We start from the raw sequence: 19,749 nt of genomic DNA, 5'->3' as shown, positions 1-19,749 counted from the left end.
GGGCGCCGCGGGCGCTCATCGGGAGACGGGTAGGAGCAGCAGGCGCTCGAGGTCGGGCGTGTGCAGGTGCACGCTCTCGGCGATGCGCGCCCGGGGATAGCCGGCCCCCTCCAGGAGCTGCACGACTTCGCGAAGGACCTGCGGGCGCTCCATCGGCGGCTCTTCCGGCTCGTTCTCCCGCCAGCCGCGCTTGTTCAGCTGCATGTACCCGCGGCGATACGTCGCTTCCGAGTAGATGCCCAGGTCGTACGCCCGCCGCACCATCGCGGCCAGCGACACCTTCCATCGCCGCTTCAGCTCCAGGAGCTGGGGCCAGGAGAGGCGGCGCGGGCACTCGGCGGCGAAGGAAGTGCGCGGGAGTAGGAGGGCGCTGGCGAAGGCGTCGGCCTGGTTCTCCAGCGCGCCGTCGCCGGCGGATACGTCCACGTGCATGAGGAGGTGCCCCAGCTCGTGGGCGGCGTCGAAGCGGCGCCGGCTGGCCGAGCCCTTCTCCGTGGCGAGAAACACCATCGGCCTCCGCTCCGCCCAGACCGAAAACGCGTCCAGCCGTTCGGAGTGCCCCTCGATCTCCACCGGCAGCACGCCGCGGCGCTCCAGCAGAGCCACCATGTTGCTGATGGGGCCCTGCCCCAGCCCCCACTCCTCCCGCACGCGCTCCGCCAGCGCCTCCACGTCGTCGCGGCTCTCGACGTGCGCGGCCAGCGCGGTGATCGCCTCCGCCGGGAGCTCGGCCAGCTGCTCCAGCTGCTCCACCACCTCCAGGATCAGCGCGCCGGACGCCCGCACCCGCCGCTGCTCCGTCTGCGTGGCGCTGCGGAGCCGCCGGAAGTGGCAGTTCTCGGCCGCGATCAGCGCCGGCGGGGCCGCCGAGAAGAACTCGGGCCGCACGCGCAGGGTGAGCGCCAGGCGAAGCAGCGTTTCCGAGGTCGGGCGGATCTTCCCCAGCTCGATCTGGCTGATCGCGCTGGGGGTGAGGTCCACCCGGTCCGCGAGCTCCTTCTTCTGGAGCCCGCGCGCCTCCCTCGCCAGCACGAGCCGCTCCGGACGGAAGCGCTGTACCCGCGCGTCCGCCTCGCGCTCGCCCCCGAACAGGCTCCGCTGCGTCATCCGTGGTCGGCGGCGCGCGGGATCTTGAGGCGGATCACCGGGCGCTCGATGGGCACCTCGGCCGCGAGGTCCGCCGCCCCGTGGCCGACCTCGGCCCGCGAGCCGCGGCTCCAGAGCAGCTCGGCGTGCGCCCATTCCGAGATCCGGTCGTCGCTGGCCACCGCCGAGGGGACGCACAGGTAGACCGCCTCCAGCCCGCGCTCCGGCGTGCCCAGGTGTGCCAGCACCAGGTCCACGGGTGCTCCCGCCTGGTAACGGTCGCCGAACAGGTCGAACTGGCGGTTGTTCGCCACCAGCCGCTTCGCCGCGTTGTCGTTGTTGGGGAACGAGGCGAAGATGTCCTCGTCGGCGGTCGAGCCCACCTTGTAGCAGGTCAGGTGAAGCCCATCCTTTACAAAGGTGACGCGATGGTTGTCCACCTCCTCCACGAGCTCCCACTCCTCCTCCCGCGCCAGCTCCTGCAGCTGGAACATCGCGATCGCCCACAAGCCGGTGCCGAAGGTGAAGTTGTTCCACCCCCGCTCGGGCCGATGAGAAGCGCTCACCTCCTGGTACGCCTCGTCCAGCGCCGCCACCAGCGCGCGGCGGAGCGATTCGGGGAAGGCTTTCCGGATTCGGGTGACGAGGGACTGAGAGATCATCGAGCAACTCCGCGGCGGAAGGGGCAACGTCTCGGAGAAGAATACCAGCCACCATGCGAAAACGTCAACCGAGAATGAAGCGGACGCGTGAACGCCGTTGTCGCATTGGTCCTAGAGCGACGAACCGGGTGCTACGGCCCCAACGCGCGTCGTGGCGAAGAGTCCCGCCGCTGTCTGGTATACAGACGCTCGAACGCGATGGTTGGCGGGACGGCCCGTGCGGGGCTAAGATGCTCGTGCCCATTCGCCTAACGCCCCACCACGCAGCTGCATGGCCCTCACGGTAGCCCCGGTCCCGACCCACGCGCCGCGTGTCCGGATGGAAAGCCCGGACGCGCTCTTCGCGCCCGACCACCTGGTGGAGACGCCGGTGCCGGCGCCGCTGTACCTCCTCTCCTGCCTGCGCCTCCCCCTGGTGAGCGTGTACCCGGTGGGAGAGAACGGCACCGTGGCGCCCCACCACTCCTTCCAGCGGCAGGAGATCGTCTATCCCGACGGGAGCCGCTTCGTGGCCGAGCTCTCCGCCAGCCCGGCGCTGGGGATGCCCACCATCTACGATCTGGACTACCTGCTGGGCACGCTGCGCCTGGGAGACGAGCGCGGGACGGAGCCGGACGGCGCGCTCCCCGGGATCAGCTACGCCGACGTCATCCGCGCCACCCGCGGCGAGACGGCGTCGAACGCCCCGTCGAAGATCGAGGGGGTGAAGCGCGCCTTTCAGCGCTGGGGAAACTCGGTGCTGCGCACCACGCTGGAGATGGACTTCGCCGAGGCGGCCCGCACCATGGCGGAGGGGACGCGCCACCCGGTGGTTGCCGCGGGAAGCCCCACGCGCCGGGAGCGCGACGCCACCTACTGGATTCTCTCGTACGACTGGGAGACCGAGCAGCTCGCTTCCCGCTCGCGCGACACCATCCGCAGCCTGAAGCTGAATCCCGCGTGGCGTTCGCAGACGGAGATGGGGCTGGCCGCGTGGATCGACGTGGACGCGCACAATGCCCTTCCCTCCCCCGTGGCCAAGGGGATCCACCTGAAGCTGGTGCTGGCCGCGGCGCAGGGCCAGCTCCCCCGCACCCACGTTGCGCCGCTGGCCGCCTGGATGGACGACCTGGGCGTGCAGAGCCGGGAAGACGGGAACAAGATCGCGGGACGCTTCCGCGACGCCGTGGACGCCCTGGTGAAGGCGAGCATCCTGCGCGCCGGCGAGGTCCGCTCGCCCCGCCGCGGAGTGTACGAGGTGGCGATCGAGCCGGGGGCGCTCCCCCGGTCCGCGACCACCGCCCGGGGCCTCGGCTCGCTGGACCCGGTGCGCACCCGGGTGCTCCTCTGGCACCTTGCGCAGCTGGGGATGACCGCCGCCGAGGGGCGTGCCCTGGTCGCGAAGCACGGGATGGACGTGGAGCGGGTGCTCCGGCGCGTGCACTACGAGCGCGCCATCAAAGGCGGGGTGGATGCGCATGGGCGGGAGATCACGCACTGGTCGCTCTGGGTGGCCAAGGCGCTCAAGCGCGAGTGGCGCTTCGACGAGCCGGAGTACCTCGCCTGGATCGAGCGCCATTCGGCGCGCTTCGCGCCCTCCCTTCCCTCCCCACGAGAGAGCGCGCGTGCCGCGACGGGCACCACCGAGCCGGCGCCGAGCCCAACGCCGGTGCCAGCGCCCGTGGAGCTCCCTACCGACGACGTGTGGGGGCTCACCGTACAGGAGATCCGCGACGAGATTGGCGAGGTGCAGCTCCGCACCTGGTTCGCGTCGTCGTGGCTGGACGAGTTCGGGGAAGACACGGTGCGCGTGGGCACCAGCAACGCGTTTGCCGCGGACTGGATCCGCAGCCGGTGGGGAGGGCGGCTGGAGGAGCTGCTCTCCGTCCGCGTGGGTCGCCCGGTGCGGCTCATAATCGTGCACCAGAGCGCGGGCCCCGCGCTTCCTTAGTGCAGCCTTGGTAATTATCATCAACCTACCAACTACACAGGGGCGAGCCGCCGGACAACGTAAGTCCGCGGCTCGCTTTGTTTTCCCTCCCAGCCCCCGGCGCCGCCCCTATGTACCCTCCGGCGCCGCCCCTATGTTTGCGTCGGCGCCGCCCCTCTCCGGTCGCGGTGCACGGGTGCACCCCGGTCATCCGGTGCCGCCCCTATGTTCGTGCCACGGCAGACACCACGCGGTTACCGGGAGCTCGTCCGGCGCACTGGCGCGGTATTCACCTGCTGCCTGGGCGCTGGTACCACCGTGTGAGATCACGACCGTCACACGACCCCTTCACACCCGCGATACCTGGTGCCGGAGGGGAGATGCACCCGCTTGCCCCAGCGGAAGTGCGGCAGTATCGTTGGGTTGCTTCCCCGCGCCCTTGTAGACGCATCCTGGCACCACTCTGGCGGCGCGCATAGGGGCACCACCGGAAGAGCACCCGCCAGAACACCCCCGGCCACAACACAGGAGCACCACCGGAAGTGGCGCAGGGCCACAGCCGGAAGCGTGGACAACCCGTGACTCGCCCGTCCCCTTCTCCCCTACCCTCCGCGCGTGACGCCGGCGTGCTTCCGCTGCACGGCGGGCGTCTACTGGCGCCCAGCACCGTGCTGGTTCGCGCGCGCCTGGGAGAGGAGATGGAGGCGGGGCGAGTGCGCGCGGCCGTCGCATTCTTCGCGGAGGTGTGCGACGCGGCGAAGCTGACCGTGGGAGCGGATGCCCGCTGGTGGACGGTACCGGCGGAGCTCCGCGTTGGGCGGATGGCGGACGACGCCCTGCTCACCCTGGACGAGGCGGAGACCGCGCTGGCGGACCTCGAAACGGCGCAGCTGCTCACGCCGGCCGAGCGGGGGTACCGCATCGAGGCGGATGTGCTGTGTGAGTGCCCCGCACTGGCCGCGGTCGATGCCGGCGCCGCGAAGGCGCGCATCCGTCGCGGCGGCGAGCTGGCCGGCCCCGCCACGGCGCTCCTGCGCGAGATCGTGCGTACGGCGGATGATCAGGGTGTGGCGGCCACCACCATCCCGCGGCTGGTGGAAGCGGTGCTGTACGGGCGAACGCGCGTCACCCAGTCGCTGGCGGTGCTGGAGCGGCTGGCGCTGGTGGAGCGCTCCGACCTCCCCAACCGCATGGTGCGGCTGCGGCTGCTGGACGGCACCCCCTCCCCCGCCCCGCCGGCGGAACGGCGCGCTTCCACGGCGGGTCGCGCTCAGGCCGGTACCCGGATGCACCTCCCGACCGGCGTTCCGCTGCAGGTTGGCGGGGAGCCGCTGGTACTCGCTCCGGGCATCGTTCCAGAGCTGGAGCTCGGCGCGGACGGCCGCTACTACCTGTGGCTCGGCCCCGTGCGGCTTGGCCCCTACGACGGCTGACCGCGCTCGGCCGGCGGGCTGACGGGTGAGAGGGCAGGGAAGTCCTTCCTCGCCCGCGGGGCCGGAGCGTCTGTATACCAGACAACGGGGCCGCGTTGTATACCGATCAAGGGTCTTGCGAAAGGCCCCCGGCGCCCCTGATCTTCCCTCCCTGAGTTAATCCCCCGGTGTACCCGCCTCGCCAACTACTCCCATGACCCAGGTAGTCGCATTCGTCGGTGCCAAGGGCGGCACCCTGAAGACCGCGTCCGTCGCGGCCGTCGCCCACCTGGCCGCCAAGGCCGGGCTGCGCGTGGTGATGGTGGACGGCGACCCGCAGGCAGACCTCACCAGCCGGAGCGGCTTCGCGCGTGTTGCCGACCCGCTGACCGCGGAGCTCGTCCCGGTGCAGTTCCAGGGCGAGCCGGAGATGGACCTGCGGCTGCTGCGCGGCGGAAGGTCCATGGAGGCGGCGGACGTGAGCGTGGCGGAGCGCCACATCCGGCGCGCCGTGGAAACGGGCGCCGACCTGGTGGTGATCGACACGCCCCCCGCGCTGGGCCCCATCACGACCGCGTCGATCCGTGCGTCGGGGCTGGTGGTGATCCCCGCGATGCCGGGGAAGGAGAGCCTGGAGCGGTCGCACGACGTGATCTCGCTGGCGCGTGCGGGCAAAAGAGTGCCCGTGGTGCGGATTCTCCTCACGCTGGCGCACCTGCAGTCCAACCTTTTCCGGTGGATGGTGGAGCAGGTGGACGCACTTTACCCGGGTGCCCGCATGCGACCGGTGATCCCGTACGAGATGCCCGCCGGCGAGGCGGCGCTCTTCGAGGTGCCGGTAACCGTGTCCGCGCCGAAGAGCCGCAGCTCGCTGGCGTACTGCGAGGTCTCGGCCGACGTGATCCAGCGGCTCGGGCTCCGTGTGGCGCCCCCGGCTCCGGTTATCGCCCGGGGTGTGGCATGAGCCGGCGCCTGGGGAAGACCGGGGGCGCGCTCGCCGCGCCGGTGGTGCGCCTGGACGACAACGTGGGCACCTACGACGTGCGCCGCGACGGGCGGAGCGGGGAAGGGCGGGTGCAGAGCGTCCGGCTGGATCGCATCGAGGCATCGCCCTTCCAGGTGCGCCGCGTCTTCGCCGAGCCGGACGTGGAGAAGCTGGCGGACAGCATCGTGGAGACGGGGCTGATCCACGAGCCGCGCGGCCGGCCTCACCCCACCAGGCCCGGGTGGGTGGAGCTGATGCCGGGCGAGATGCGCATCCGTGCGCTGCGCCGGCTGGTGGAGCGCGGGGAAGGGGAGGGACTGCTGGAGCGGGATGGGGAAGGGAATTGGCTGGTCCCCGTGCGCGTGGACGAGACGGACGACGAGCGCGCCGAGGCCATCGTCCTCGCCGAGAACCAGGACCGCACCGACCTGTCGCCCTGGGAGTGGGCGCTCGCCTGGCGGCAGCGGCAGGACTCGCTGGCCCGGCGCGGGCTCCCCGCCTCGGTTCGCGACGTGGCCGGGCGCTCGAACCAGAAGTTCCAGACGCTCGCCGAGTACCTGGCCGTGGCGCGCGCGGTCACGCCCGCCGTGCTCGCGGAAGCCGGGGTCGTGCGCGGCTCCGAGCCAGACCACCAGCGGATGGCGCGGCTGCCGCTGGCGGCGTTGAAGCGCGTGGCCCAGGCGGCGGGGCAGGGAGGGGCGAATGTCGCGGCGGCCGCCCGTGCTCTCCTGCTGGAGCTGCGCCGCGCCGGCGACGCCGAGGCCGCCACGCGGCTGGAGCGAGCGCGCCGTGCCCCTGCGTCCTCGACGTCCGCGGGCGGGTTCCAGCTCAACATCCGTGTCCCTCTGGAGCGGCTCACTCCAGCTCAGGCCACTCACTACCTGGGCAAGATGACCGGTGCGCTGGACGTGCTGGCGGAGCGCGCTTCGGAGGCGGATCCCGCGGAGGTGGAGGCGCTGGCCAGCAGGCTTGAGAGCGCGGCCGCGCGGTTGCGCACCGCCGGGTGAGGAATGGCTTCTGTCTGTATACCAGACAGTCGGTCGGCACGCACCAGGCTCCGCGAACCCGGCCCCTGCTCATCCTGAGTCGTCCACCAGCGTGAGGCTGACCCGGTGGGATGAAAGTCGCCGAAGATTAGTGCAAGCGGTTGCAGGAGGATCGACTGCATTGTGTCGACCTGCTTAGCCGGCACGGCGACCGGCCAACGACCGGCGGTTGGGGGGTGTATCTGGAGGCGGACCGTCATGGCCGGTGCGGCGATTTGACGGAGCGGCACGGGTGCTATATCTTCTATACCATCCTCGAACCCGAGAACACGATGCCGCCGCTTACCGCTCTCCAGCAACGAACCCGCGCAGTGCCCGCACGGAGCGAGCGCAACCGCGTGAAGCAGATCATGGCCACGGAGCGCTCGGAGGCGTTGGAGGCAGAGGACATCCGCGCCTTCTACGCAGCGCAGGAGGCATCGCTGCCGGCGTACCGCGCATACGGGGAAACCCGCAAGGCCCGGCGAGCGGCCGCCCAATAGCGCGGACTCGGAACACCATGGCACGGCCGGGACGACACATCGTCCCGGCCGTTCTTCTTTCTACGCCTCTCGCCACCGAATGCCCGGCAGGAATTTCAAGCTCGGAGAGACCCGTCCCGTGGGCGGTGTCTTCTGGCGTCCCAAGGACCCGGCGATGTCCACCGATCCGAGGGATTCGCGTCCGCACCTCCTCCTTCACGACTGCGAGGACGACAATACCCCCGGCCCCGCCGCGGGGATCTTCGCCACGCTCGCATTCATGAGCCGGCAGGATACGGAGCACACCCAGTACGGCGCGCCCGCGCACCGGATGCTCACCCCTGCCCTCCAACCGCTCGACCCGTGGAAGAAGGGGAGCTTCACGCTGACGTCCCGCTTCCTCATGGAGGACGTGCGGGTGCTGGAGGAGGCAGCCAATCAGGCGAGCGCTGCAGACGTCCGCGGGTGCTTGATTTCGGTGCGCCAGGGACTCGGAATCGGCAGGGGCCCTGCCCTGGCTGGGGGACGAGCAATCCGCGGGCACCTGGCCCGGATCGAGGGGAGGGTGCGCGATGTGACCGGACTCGAGTACGGGATCGTGGTCACGGACCCGACGTACTCCGCGAGCCGCCGCTACCAGGCCCTGATCCCCGTGATCGACCTTGCCGAGCTGATGGACGAGGGAGAAGATCCGGCTGCGTTCCAACCAGAAGATGGCGAGCTCCTGGTCGAGCATGCCGACAAAGGGTGGACCGCTGCGTTGCCGGTGGGGTGGTCCGGGATCTTGATCGACACCGTGCGGTTGATCACTCTCACGGAGAAATGGAGGAAGGGGCGGAATCCTGAGAAGTGGCTTGCCAAGCAGATCACCGTGCTTCCATACCGGGTCGAGCGCGACGTGCTGGACGGGATCGACGCGCGCCTGGTCCGCCGCCTCCGCCTCCCAGTGCCCGCAGGCTCTGCGTGAGATCGGGGTGCGGACTGGATCGCAAGGGGGCCTCATCCGGTAACCGGATGGGCAACTGTGGGTGGTGCACGCTCCCGTGGACTCTGTAATACAGGGATGAGGTTGCGCTGTACACAGGGGTAGGTGAGTTGTGCCCGTAACCCCGGGCTAGATCGCCAGGGGTCCCACCTGACCGGCCGCACAGTTGTTCTTGCGGCGCGGGGTCGTGCGCGCGCACGGCGGGAGGTTTCGGTGGAGAGCACAGTGAGCTCGGCGACCGTCTTCCACCTGGACCAGCCGGTCCCGCCGCCTACGCGGCAGTAGGGCGCGGCGCTACCGTGGCAGCGTGGTCGTTGTCCAGCGACCGCATCGCACCCGGTGGTAGCCACCGCTCGCACATACGTGGGGTCCACCATGACCACACGTCTCACTCGCATCCGCTGCCCGATCAACGTGCGGCCGCTGGCGGGATAGTTTGCCGGTGACTGTCGAGAAGACAACGCACACAATTGCGCTCAAACGCACGATCTCAATCGCGGGAGTAGGGGAGGGTCCTGGCGAGCGGCAGGACCGCTGTGGGGGCGCTTCTGATCGTGCGCCTCTCGTGAGCTGCTCCTGCGGCCCATCAGAAGCTAAAAACGCTGAGAGATATGCCCTTCCCGCGCTACGTCAATTGAAGTATGATAATGGGAGTTATCGGAACCCAGCACTGCCGGCGCGCTCCCCGCGGCCGCGCATCCCTGACTCGCCTCGTCCGCCCCTCCATGCCCTCCGACTCGTCCGTGATCCCCACCGGCAATGCACTCGTCCCTGTCCCGAACCGCGGCACCCCCGACGAGATCGTGATGCCGTCCGTCGTCGGCTGGCGCGAGGTGTACCACGACGGGGACGTCGGTGTGCTCGCCGTGCGCGTGGAAGGCGAGGACGGTGGGCGCGAGGCGCTCGCGCTGCGGACGGGCGCCGCACCGCGGCTCACACCCGAGTCCGCACGGGCACTCGGCGCGTTCCTCCTGGAGTGGGCGGACCGGACCGGCGCGGAGGATGCCCGGCTCACCGAACTGCACGAGTACGGCGCGGGGGCCATCATCGCGCGCAGTTTCCTCGGCCGGTTCGCCTCCGAGCACTCGCGCCGCGCGATGCGCAGCCAGCTCCGCCGCATCGCCGTCATCCTGGGCCACCCCGGCGCCGATGGCTACGAGAACGTGGCGTGGCACCAGCTCCGCTATCGCGAGACGGGCGCCATCCGCCAGGTGATCGTGGAGCAGGAAGGAGCTCCCGCCAGCAAGAGCCTGGCGCTCGCGGCGCTGCGCGGAGTGCTCAAGGAGGCATGGAAGCTCGGCTACATGACCGCCGAGCAGCGCGAGCGCGCCTGCCTGCTGGAGCCGATCGGCGGCAAGCGCGTCAAGAAGATGCGCTCCCTCACCCCGGGCGAGATCCGCGCCCTCTTCATCGCCTGCCTGGCGGACCCCACGGTGCGCGGCGTCCGCGACGCGGCCATCATCTCAGTATTATATGGGTCCGGCGTGCGCCGCGACGAATGCTCCGCACTCGCCGTGGCCGACTACCGCGTTGAGGACGGCGCGGTGCACGTGCGCGCCGGCAAGGGAGACAAAGGGCGCATCACCTACGTGCAGGGGGCGGCGTGCGACGCCGTGGAAGATTACCTGGCGATGCGCGGCGCCGAGGCCGGCCCGCTCTTCACCCCGATCCACCGCACGGGGAAGCTCCGCATCGCCCCGCTCTCCCCGCAGGCGATCTACAAGCTCCTTCTCGCCCGCGCCGCGCAGGCCAGCATCCCGCCCTTCTCCCCCCACGACCTCCGCGCAACCCTCGCCGGCGACCTCCTCGACGCCGGCGCCGACATCGCCGCGGTCAAGGACCTGCTCGGCCACGCCTCCGTGAACACCACGATGATCTACGACCGGCGCGGCGAGCGGAAGAAGAGGAAGGCGGCGAGCCTGGTGCACGTGCCGTACGTGCGCAGGGCGGCCGATCGCCAGACGCTACCCCCGTCATCTCCCACGTCCGAAAAATTGTAGTTCAATCGCATGGGAAGCTACGCCGCAGGGCTACCGGGTCTCTCCCCGCGTCAGGGAGTCCAGCGCGGGGCGCGAGTAGAGCTTCCCGCCGCGCACCACCGCGTGGATGCGCCGCGTGTTGCGGATGTCCTGCAGCGGGTCCGCGTCCAGGAGGACGAGGTCGGCGGCCTTGCCCACCTCCACCGAGCCGCAGCACTCGCCCAGCCCCAGCGATTCCGCGGCGTTCCGGGTCGCCGCCCGCAACGCATCCAGCGGGGAGAGACCCGCGTGCTCCACCAGAAGGGCGAGCTCGTCGTGGAGGCTGGACCCGGGGTAGACGAGCCGCGCCCCCAGGTCCGTTCCGGCCAGCATCGTCACGCCGGCCCGGTTCATCGCGCGGAGGTGCCCGAGGGCGCTCTCGATCTGCGCCCTCCAGTCCTTTTGGGTGTCGTACGCATCCAGCCGCTGCTGGAGCCGCCAGTAGGAGAGCAGCTCGGGTGAGAGGCGCCGCCGGCGGGGGTCCCGCAGCCCCAGGCTGTCGGCCACCACCGCCGCCACCTGGTCCCGCCTCACGATGCGCGTCATCTCGGCGACGAGGGTGGGCGTGTACCCCACGTGGTCGCGGATCATGAGGGCGAAGAGCTGGCCGCGCTCCGCCGGCGAGAGCGGGTTCAGCTCCCGGGCGAGCACGTCGATGTGCTCGATGGTGTGCTGCCCCGCCCGCAGCGCGCCTCGCAGCCCTATCCCGCCCTCGGGGGTGTGGCCCACCACGGTTAGGCCGCGCTCGTGCGCGTGCCGCACGAGCGCGGAGTACACCGCCCAGGGAGGCGCGTTGCGCACCTTTACGAAGTCCACCCCCAGCGCCGCCAGCGAGTCCACTGCCCGCCGCGCTTCCCCCACCGTGGAAACGCCCACCCGGGGCTGCGAAGCGATGAACTCCGCCGCGACGGGGATGCGCTGGAGCCGCGCCAGCCACGCGGCATTCTCCACGATGGGGCCGGCCGTGCGGATGCGCGGCCCCACGCTCTCCCCGGCCTCCACGCGCGACCGCCACGCGCGCACCTGCTCGAAGCCCCCCCCCATGTCGCGCACGCCCAGCACCCCCTGCGACACCAGGACGGGGAGGACCGACTCCCCCGCCGCGGCCAGGTGCACGTGCATGTCCCACAGGCCGGCGATCAGGTAGCGGCCCGCCCCGTTCACCACCAGGGCGCCCGTGGGGATCTCCACCCCGGCGGCGGGCGAGATCTGCCGGATCCGCCCCCCCTCCGTGATCACGGTGACGTCGCGGAGCGGCACCCCGCCCGCCGGGTCCACCACGGTGACGTGCGTGATGGCGACCGGGGGCGGCGAAAGCGGCCCCTGGGCCGGCGCCCGCGTGGCCAGGAGGGTACAGGCGAGCAGAACCGGGACCGCAGGCGTTCTCATGATCGCGGGAAGGGGAGGATGGAAGAAGCGCATCACGGGCCCTGCCCCGGCCCGTGGCGCGCCGTCACGGCCGCCGCGGGCACGTGGCGGTGGATGCGGGCCAGCGCCGCCTCGTACTCCCGCAGGAGCAGCTCCTCGTAGGTGGTCACGTCCTGCAGGTAGACGGAGGCACGCTGCACCGTGGAGGCCATCGCCACGTCGGTGGGGTCCATGGTGGAGAGGGTGGACCGGTTGTAGGCGTCCAGCCGCTCCTGGAGCACGTATACGCGCGAGAGCGCGGCCACCGTCTCGTAGTCCAGGTGGGAGATGACCCCGGTGGCGAGGGCGGTCTTCCACGCCGTGTCCAGGAGGAACGCGGGGTGGAAGCCGCCGGCCCACCCCTCGATGCGGTGCCAATCCGTCACGCTGCGCACGGTGTGGGTGGTGGCCGCGTGCGAGAACGACCGCTCCAGCGTGCGGTGGTAGGGAAGGAGCTTGCTCAGGTCGGCCCGGTTCTGCTGGATCTCGTGCTCAAAGGTGACGAGGCTCCGGCGTGCGCGGTTCAGGTTCTCCCTCTCCTCCCACCACCCGTCGGCCGCCAGCGCCAGGAGGATGCTGAACACGATCAGCGTCGAATCGGCCAGCGTCTTCCGGACCCACCGGGGGATCTTCCGTCGCGCGAAGGGCGCGCGCGGCGCGTGCTCACTGGGGCGCGGCACCATGCTCTCCGCGCCAGATGTTGCCCGCCCGCACCACCAGCCGCACCCTGTCGAGCGAGTGGAGGTCGGCCAGGGGGTCGCCCTCCACGGCCACCAGGTCGGCGTGCGCCCCCGGCTCCACCACGCCCAGCCCGGGTTCTCCCAGGAGGCGGGCGGCGTTGCAGGTGGCGGCCTGCAGCACCAGGGCGGGCGCCATCCCCGCCTCGGCGTAGGCGAACAGCACCCGGCGGGCGGCCTCGCCCCGCGGCATCCCCAGCTCCAGGTACATGTCCGAGCCGGCCGCCACGGTGACCCCGGCCGCCAGGGCGCGCCGCAGCCGGTCGTGGGGAGCGGCGAAGGCGTCCGAGAGCTGCTCTTCCGTGAGCGGGGGCTCCAGCCGCAGCCGGTCCAGGTGGCGGCGGCCCAGGAGCGTGTCCATGTCGGTGGGCACCAGCACCACCCCGCGCTCCGCCATCCGCTCCAGCGCGCCGGTGGACACGGTGTACGCGTGCTCGATGGAGTCCACCCCCGCTTCCAGCGCCCGCTCCACGGACGCGTCGCCGGTGGCGTGGGCGGCCACGCGCAGCCCAAAGAGGTGGGCCTCGTCGCAGATCGCCCGCAGCTCCGCCACGGAGAGGAAGGCGCGGTTGGGCCGGGTGTCCGCGTACACCTTGAGCAGGTCCACCCCCTGAAAGACGTGCTCGCGCACCGCCGCCACCGCGTCGGCCACGCCGGCCACGACCCGGTACTCCTCGCCCGCGAGGGCGCGGTGGCGATACTGGAGCCCGTCCGCCTGGCCGCCGGCCGGGCTCAGCCCCGGGCCTGAAACGTACATGCGCGGCCCCGGCACGCTCCCCTCCGCGATCGCGTCGCGCAGGGCGACGTCGCAGAACACCCCCGCGTTCCCCAGGTCGCGCACGGTGGTGATCCCCGCGTCCAGGTAGCTGCGCGCGCGGCCGGCGCCGCGCAGCGTGCGCAGCGCCTCGCCCTCCAGCACCACGGAGCGCAGGGTCGCGGCCCCCATCCCCTCGTCCGGGGCGGCCTCCAGCAGGAGGTGGGTATGGGTGTCGATCAGCCCCGGAAGGAGGGTGCACCCCGGCATCTCCACCACCCGGGCGCCCTCCGGGGCCTCCACCCCCCTGCCCACGGCCTCCACGCGGCCGCCGCGCACCAGCACCCGCATCCCGCGCACGAGCCTTCCAGCCGGGGCGTCGAACAGGGCTCCCGGGCAGAGGAGAAGCGGCGGGGACGGGGGCATGGCGGGCCGGAGAGGGGTGGAGGAGCGGGCCGGGGGAATGACCTCGGCCCGCGGAAGGGTGGTCAACCGGTGGCTTCCATCTGCTTGCGCAGGGAGAGCGGGCGCATGTCGGTCCACACCTGGTCGACGTATTCGAGGCACTCCGCCTTGGTCCCCGTCTTCCCCGCCTCGCTCCACCCGTTCGGAATCTCCCGCCCCGCGGGCCAGATGGAGTACTGCTCCTCGTGGTTCAGGACTACGGTGTACACCGTCTGGTCATCACGATCCGCATCGCTCATCTACGTTCTCACTGCCAGAGTGGATGAAGGCGCGGCACACCCTCTGCCGCCCGCTCGCGGGGCCCGTGCCCCGGTAAACCGGCACCCGCCGGAATTTTTTCCATGGATGCTTCGCGGAACGGCGTTCCTCTGCCGCCCGGTACCGCTGGAAGGGTGTGCGTGGACGGGGAGGAACGGGGGGCGCGCCGTTCGGCGGGCCTCCCTCGCGGGACGTCCCGGCGTTCCTCCACACGCAAAATTTTTGCCATATCCGCCATCCTCCAGCCCCACCGTCACACCACCGCGCCGCCGTCCACCTCGATCACCTTTCCGTTGAAAAAGTCGCATTCCATGATGAAGCGCAGCGCCAGCCAGATCTCGCGCGTGGTCCCCAGGCGGCGCAGGGGGATGCGCTGGATTAGGGCCTCCTTCGCCTCGTCGGAGACGTGCTGGAGGATGGGGGTGTCCACCAGGCCGGGAGCGATGGCTCCCACGCGGATCCCGTACGGCGCGAGCTCCGCGGCCCAGGTGCGGGTGACGGCGTCGAGCCCCGCCTTGGAAGCGGCGTACGCGGACTGCCCTTCGTTCCCCCCGCGCACCAGCGACGAGATGTTCACGATGACGCAGTTCCTGAGGCGCCGCTCCAGCATCCCCGCCGCCACCTCGCGCGCGGCGAGAAAGCTGCCGGTGAGGTTCACGTCCAGCACGCGCTGCCACTGCGCGGTGGGAAGCTTCCTCACCCAGCCGGCCTCGCGCTTCACCAGCAGGCCGTCCAGGAGCACCCCCGCGTTGTTGACCAGGGCGTTCACCATCCCCAGGGTGCCGAAGGCCCCTTCCACGAACTCGCGCACCGACGCCTCGTCGGCCACGTCCACCCGGGCGGTGGAGATCCTGCCCGGGAGCCCGGCGCCCTCGGCCGCCAGCCGCGCCAGCCCTTCCTCGTCGATGTCGCCGGCCACCACCGCCGCCCCTTCGCGGGCCAGCTCCAGCGCAAAGGTGTAGCCCAGCCCGCTCGCCGCCCCGGTCACCACCGCGCGCGCATTCCTGATCTCCACTCGCTCTCCTGTGCGTGTGATCTTGCCGGAAACCGAAGTGCAAAGTGCAAAGTGCAAAGTGCTGAGTGCTGAGTGCTGAGTGCTGAGTCCTGAGTGCTTAGTCAGCCGCTGTTTAGCACTTAGGACTCAGCACTCAGGACTTCCCCTAACCGCGTAGAGGGCCTCCGTCACCCGGGGCCGCCGAGGCACTCGGCGAGCCGGGCGGCCAGCGTGCGCACGTGCGGCTCGGTGCCCAGCGTGGCGTGCTCGCCGGGAACCTCCACCACGCGCACGGGGTGCGAGGCGAGCGGTGCCCAGCCGCGGGTGGGGTCGCGCAGGAAGCGCTCGGCCAGCTCCGGCCACGCCTCCTGCACCTGCTCGTCCACCCCTTGGGCGCGGAACAGGGTGATCTCTCCCGCGTAGGGGCGGGGAACGTACCGGTGGAGCAGCTCCATGCGCGACCACCACTGCCGGAGCGCGGCATCCATGGCCGAGGGAGGGGTGTCCGCGTGCACCACCCCCGCGCGCTTCAGCGCTTCCACCACGCGGGCCAGCCGCTCCTCGCCCTCGGCCTCGCGCACCTCGTGGTAGCGGAGGCCGAGCGCCTTCCCGCGCGATGCGGCCGCTTCGCGCGCGATGCCGAAGAGCACCTTGCTCTCCACCTCTTCCGTGTCGTTGAAGAAGGCGGCGTAGTCCGCGGTGGGGGCGATGGTGTCCAGCAGGGCCAGGAGGCCCACCTCCTCGCCCCGCTCGCGGAGCTGCCGGGCCATCTCGAAGGCCACCACCCCGCCAAACGACCACCCCAGCAGCCGCACGGGCCCGCTCCCGCGTACCGGGCGGATCGCCTCCAGGTAGCGCGCCGCCAGCTCCTCCACGGGGAGATCGGAGCGCTCCCCCTCCGCGTAGAGCGGGTCCTGCAGCCCGTACACGGGCTGGTCCGCGCCCAGGTGGCGGGCCAGCGCCACGTAGCCCAGCACCCCGCCCCCCGCCGGGTGCACGCAGAAGAGGGGCGCCCGCCCCCCCTCTGGCCGGATCGCCACCAGCGGCGTGGCCACGGTGGGGAGGGCGCCCAGGGCGTCGCGCACCGCCGCGGCCGCGGCCCGGGCCGTCCCCCCCGTGACCAGGGCGGCGAGGGGGAAGTCGCAGCCGAAGGCCCGGCGGATGCGGGCCAGCAGGCGCACGGAAAGGAGCGAGTTGCCGCCCAGCTCGAAGAAGTCGTCGTCGACCCCCACGGGGTGCACCCCCAGCACCTCCTCCCACACCTCCACCATGCGCAGCTCCAGCGGGTCGTCCGGGGCGCCGGGGGCCTCCTCCAGCGCCGGGCGCGCCTCGGGGGCGGGAAGGAGCTTCCGGTCCACCTTTCCCGTGGAGCCGGCGGGGAGCCGCTCCAGGAACACGAAGGCGGAAGGGATCATGTACTCCGGCACCCGGGCCCGCAGCGCCTGGCGGAGCTCCGGCTCCGCCCCCTCTCCCCGGGGCACCACGTACGCCACCAGGCGCGGGTCACCCGGCCGGTCCTCGCGCGCCATCACCAGCACGTCCTGCACGGAGGGCTGCTGGCGCAGCACGCTCTCCACCTCGCCGATCTCGATGCGGTAGCCGCGGATCTTGACCTGGAAGTCGCGGCGGCCCAGGAACTCGATGTTCCCGTCGGCCAGCCGGCGCGCCTGGTCGCCGGTGCGGTAGAGGCGCTCGCCGGCCCGGGGGCTGAACGGGTCGGGAACGAACTTCTCGGCGGTGAGCGCCGCGCGATTCAGGTAGCCGCGCGCCACCCCCACGCCGCCGATGTAGAGCTCTCCGGGCACCCCCACCGGCACCGGCTCCATGCGCTCGTCGAGCACGTACATGGTGAGGTTGGGGATGGGGCGGCCGATGGGGACGCGCCCCTCCCGGTGGGCGCCGGGGGGGAGGGTGTAGATGGAGCACCCCACCACCGTTTCGGTGGGCCCGTACTCGTTGATCAGCGTGACGTCCGGCGCCGACTCCTGCCAGAACACGGTGGACTCGCCCATCAGGTTGTCCGCCCCGATCACGAGCACCCCGGTGCTGGCCGCCGCCTCCTCCGGGGTGAGGAGGGCGGTGAGGAGGGCGAGGTGGGTGGGGGTGATCTTGATCATCCCGAAGGGCGGCCCCTCGCGGATGGCGTCGGCCAGCGCGTCCACCCCGGGCCCCTCGGGAAGGAGCACCACCTGCGCCCCCGTGAACAGGGGGAGGAAGTTGGCCAGCGTGAGGTCCACCGCCATGGACGAGAGGATGGGCGCCCCCCGCCCCCCCGCGGCGCGGTAGGCGTGCCGGCACCAGGCGAAGTAGTTGGCGGGGCCGTAGTGGTGCATCACCACCCCCTTGGGGCGCCCGGTGGAGCCGGAGGTGTAGTAGATGTACGCCAGGTTCTCCGGCGTCACCCCGCTCCGCGGAGGGGTGGCCGGCTCGTGCGCGAGCGCGAGCGTGTCCAGCGCCAGCACCTCGGCCCCGTGGGGCGGCAGCCCGTCCACCAGCCAGCTCTGCGTGAGGAGGACGCCGGCCCCGCTGTCCTCCAGCATGTAGCGCAGCCGCTCGGCCGGGTGGGTGGGGTCCAGGGGAACGTAGGCGCCCCCCGCCTTGAGCACGCCGAAGAAGGCCACCAGCAGCTCCAGCCCCCTCTCCAGGCAGAGCGCCACCCGCGACTCGGGGCCCACCCCCATGCGCCGGAGCCGGTGCGCGAGCTGGTTGGCGCGGGCATCCAGCTGCGCGTAGGTGAGCCGCTCGTCCTGGAACACGGCGGCCACGGCATGGGGCGTCTCCCTGGCCTGCTCCTCGAACAGCTGGTGGATGCAGACGTGGGGGTATTCCGCGGCCGTGTCGTTCCACTCCCCCAGCTCCCGCTGGCGCTCGGGCGGGGTGAGGAGGGGAGCGCTGGAGAGACGCACCTCCGGGTCGGCCGCCACCGCCTCCAGCAGCACCTGGAAGTGCCCGGCCATGCGCCGCATGGTGGACGCGTCGAAAAGGTCGGTGGCGTACTGCAGGCCCCCGGCGATCCCGTCCGCCCGGTCCACCAGGGTGAGGGTGATGTCGTACTTGGCCGTCACCAGCTCGTACTCGGCCGAGCTCAGCTCCAGGCCGGGAAGGGAGAGCGCGGCCCCCGAGGCGTTGTGGAGCTCGAAGAGCACCTGGAAGACGGGCGCGTGGCTGGGGCTGCGCTCCGGGCGCACCGCCTCCACCACGCTGCCGAACGGGACGTCCTGGTGCTGCAGGGCACCCAGCGTGGTCTCGCGGACCCGTGCCACCAGCTCGCGGAAGCTGGGGTCGCCGCCCGAGCGCGTGCGCAGCGCCAGAACGTTGAAGAAGAGCCCCACCAGCCCCTCCGTTTCGCCGAGCGTGCGGTTGGCGACGGTGGTGCCCACCACCACGTCGTCGGTGCCGGCGTAGCGGGCGAGAAGCGCCTGCCATGCGGCGAGGAGCACCACGAAGAGGGTGCACCCTTCGCGCTGGGCGAGCGCGCGCAGCGCCCGCGCGAGCTCCGCCGGGAGGGCCACCCGCTCGGTGGCGCCGCGAAAGGAGGCCACGGGGGGGCGCGGCCGGTCGGTGGGGAGCTCCAGGACGGCGGGGGCGCCCTCCAGCCGCTCGCGCCAGTAGTCCAGCTGCGAGGCCAGCCCCGCCCCCTGCAGGTGCTCCCGCTGCCAGATCGCGTAGTCCGCGTACTGGATGGGGAGCTCGGGGAGGGGGCTCGGCTCGCCGCGCCGGTACGCGGCGTACAGGGCCCCCAGCTCGCGCAGGAGAATCCCCATGCTCCACCCGTCGGTGACGATGTGGTGGATGGAGAGGAGGAGCGTGTGCTCGTCGGGAGCCAGCCGCACCAGCTGGGCGCGGAACACGGGGCCGGCGGCCAGGTCGAAGGGGCGCGCCGCCTCGTCGCGCATGCACGACCTCAGCGCCTCGTCGCGGAGCCCCGCCTCCGCCCCCTGCAGCTCCGTCATCGGAAGCTCCAGGGGACGGGGCGGGTGCACCACCTGCACCGGCTCTCCGTCCAGCATCCCGAAGGTGGTGCGGAGCGGCTCGTGCCGGCGCACCAGCTCGTCCAGGGCATGGCGAAGGGCGCCCTCGTCCAGCGGCCCCCGCAGCCGCATGGCCGAGGGGATGTTGTAGAGGGCGCTGCCGGGCTCCATCTGGTGGAGGTACCACATCCGCTCCTGCGCAAGCGAGAGCGGAAAGGCGAACACCTCGTCCACCGCGCCGGCTTCCTGGCCGTACGGCAGCTCCGAAATCGTGGTCATGGACATCGTTCTCAGGTACCCCTATGGTCGGTCAGTGGGAGATGGACGCAAGCTGCGTCCGGTAGCGCTCGCGCCCCCGGGGAGCGATGGCGGGGAGGGGGGTGGAGTGGGTGGTGCGCAGCTGCTCGACGCGCGCAGCCACCCGCGCCACCGTGGAGTCTTCGAAGAGGGCGCGCATGGGCAGCTCCACGCCCAGGGCGGCGCGCACCCGCGCCACCACCCGCGTGGCCAGCAGCGAGTGCCCGCCCAGCGCGAAGAAGTCGTCCTCCACCCCCACCCGCTCCACCCCCAGCACCTCCGCCCAGATCCCCGCCAGCGCC

16 protein-coding genes are annotated in these 19,749 nt (G+C 71.7%); 7 read left to right on the top strand and 9 right to left on the bottom strand.

Translation table 11 applies throughout. The features are described from left to right. Positions 1-15 precede the first annotated feature (15 nt). Complete coding sequence (locus VF584_20420; GenBank protein HEX8212554.1) at positions 16-1,107, bottom strand: XRE family transcriptional regulator; 1,092 nt, start codon at positions 1,105-1,107, stop codon at positions 16-18. Continuing rightward, complete coding sequence (locus VF584_20415; GenBank protein HEX8212553.1) at positions 1,104-1,748, bottom strand: hypothetical protein; 645 nt, start codon at positions 1,746-1,748, stop codon at positions 1,104-1,106. The genes VF584_20420 and VF584_20415 overlap by 4 nt, the downstream gene beginning before the upstream one ends. Before the next feature lie 319 nt (positions 1,749-2,067). Here VF584_20415 and VF584_20410 point away from each other — a divergent pair, with 319 nt between their 5' ends. From VF584_20410 to VF584_20380, 7 genes are all read left to right on the top strand, one after another. Continuing rightward, positions 2,068-3,678: a DnaA N-terminal domain-containing protein gene (locus VF584_20410; GenBank protein ID HEX8212552.1), complete on the top strand. Its 1,611-nt coding sequence runs from the start codon at positions 2,068-2,070 to the stop codon at positions 3,676-3,678. 605 nt (positions 3,679-4,283) lie between these two features. Further along, positions 4,284-5,090 carry a hypothetical protein gene (locus VF584_20405; protein ID HEX8212551.1) on the top strand — a complete coding sequence of 269 codons (807 nt, stop codon included), beginning with the start codon at positions 4,284-4,286 and terminating at the stop codon, positions 5,088-5,090. Positions 5,091-5,283: 193 nt separating this feature from the next. After that, positions 5,284-6,033 (top strand): ParA family protein, encoded by a 750-nt coding sequence (locus VF584_20400; GenBank protein ID HEX8212550.1) that lies wholly within the window; start codon positions 5,284-5,286, stop codon positions 6,031-6,033. Then, the gene (locus VF584_20395; protein ID HEX8212549.1) at positions 6,030-7,061 is read left to right on the top strand and encodes a ParB N-terminal domain-containing protein; all 1,032 of its coding nucleotides are present in this window, start codon (positions 6,030-6,032) and stop codon (positions 7,059-7,061) included. The genes VF584_20400 and VF584_20395 overlap by 4 nt, the downstream gene beginning before the upstream one ends. Positions 7,062-7,276: 215 nt before the next feature. Next, a complete protein-coding gene (locus tag VF584_20390; protein ID HEX8212548.1) occupies positions 7,277-7,582 on the top strand; it encodes a hypothetical protein in 306 nt (101 codons plus the stop codon). A gap of 79 nt (positions 7,583-7,661) precedes the next feature. Then, complete coding sequence (locus VF584_20385) at positions 7,662-8,528, top strand: hypothetical protein (protein HEX8212547.1); 867 nt, start codon at positions 7,662-7,664, stop codon at positions 8,526-8,528. Positions 8,529-9,271: 743 nt separating this feature from the next. Further along, entirely contained in the window at positions 9,272-10,546 is a 1,275-nt protein-coding gene (locus VF584_20380; protein ID HEX8212546.1) for a tyrosine-type recombinase/integrase, read from the top strand. Positions 10,547-10,576: 30 nt separating this feature from the next. Here VF584_20380 and VF584_20375 read toward each other — a convergent pair whose 3' ends face one another. The 7 genes from VF584_20375 to VF584_20345 all read right to left on the bottom strand — a co-directional run. Beyond that, the gene (locus VF584_20375) at positions 10,577-11,953 is read right to left on the bottom strand and encodes an amidohydrolase family protein (GenBank protein ID HEX8212545.1); all 1,377 of its coding nucleotides are present in this window, start codon (positions 11,951-11,953) and stop codon (positions 10,577-10,579) included. Between the two features lie 32 nt (positions 11,954-11,985). Next, on the bottom strand, positions 11,986-12,651 hold the full coding sequence (locus tag VF584_20370) for a hypothetical protein (GenBank protein HEX8212544.1): 666 nt from the start codon (positions 12,649-12,651) through the stop codon (positions 11,986-11,988). Further along, on the bottom strand, positions 12,635-13,954 hold the full coding sequence (locus VF584_20365) for an amidohydrolase family protein (protein HEX8212543.1): 1,320 nt from the start codon (positions 13,952-13,954) through the stop codon (positions 12,635-12,637). The genes VF584_20370 and VF584_20365 overlap by 17 nt, the downstream gene beginning before the upstream one ends. Next, positions 13,951-14,166, bottom strand: a complete 216-nt coding sequence (locus tag VF584_20360; protein HEX8212542.1) for an MbtH family NRPS accessory protein — start codon at positions 14,164-14,166, stop codon at positions 13,951-13,953. The genes VF584_20365 and VF584_20360 overlap by 4 nt, the downstream gene beginning before the upstream one ends. A gap of 272 nt (positions 14,167-14,438) precedes the next feature. Then, positions 14,439-15,200, bottom strand: coding sequence for an SDR family oxidoreductase (locus VF584_20355; GenBank protein HEX8212541.1), 762 nt, complete (start codon positions 15,198-15,200; stop codon positions 14,439-14,441). 167 nt (positions 15,201-15,367) lie between these two features. Further along, complete coding sequence (locus VF584_20350; GenBank protein ID HEX8212540.1) at positions 15,368-19,429, bottom strand: amino acid adenylation domain-containing protein; 4,062 nt, start codon at positions 19,427-19,429, stop codon at positions 15,368-15,370. 31 nt (positions 19,430-19,460) lie between these two features. Beyond that, positions 19,461-19,749, bottom strand: a 289-nt coding sequence (locus VF584_20345; GenBank protein ID HEX8212539.1) for a phosphopantetheine-binding protein, incomplete at its 5' end; no start/stop codon positions are given.

The sequence above is a fragment of the Longimicrobium sp. genome, assembly GCA_036389135.1.
Lineage (GTDB): Bacteria > Gemmatimonadota > Gemmatimonadetes > Longimicrobiales > Longimicrobiaceae > Longimicrobium.
The sequence above is the reverse complement of the archived record's forward strand: the minus strand, read 5'-3'. Positions and strand labels throughout refer to the sequence as shown.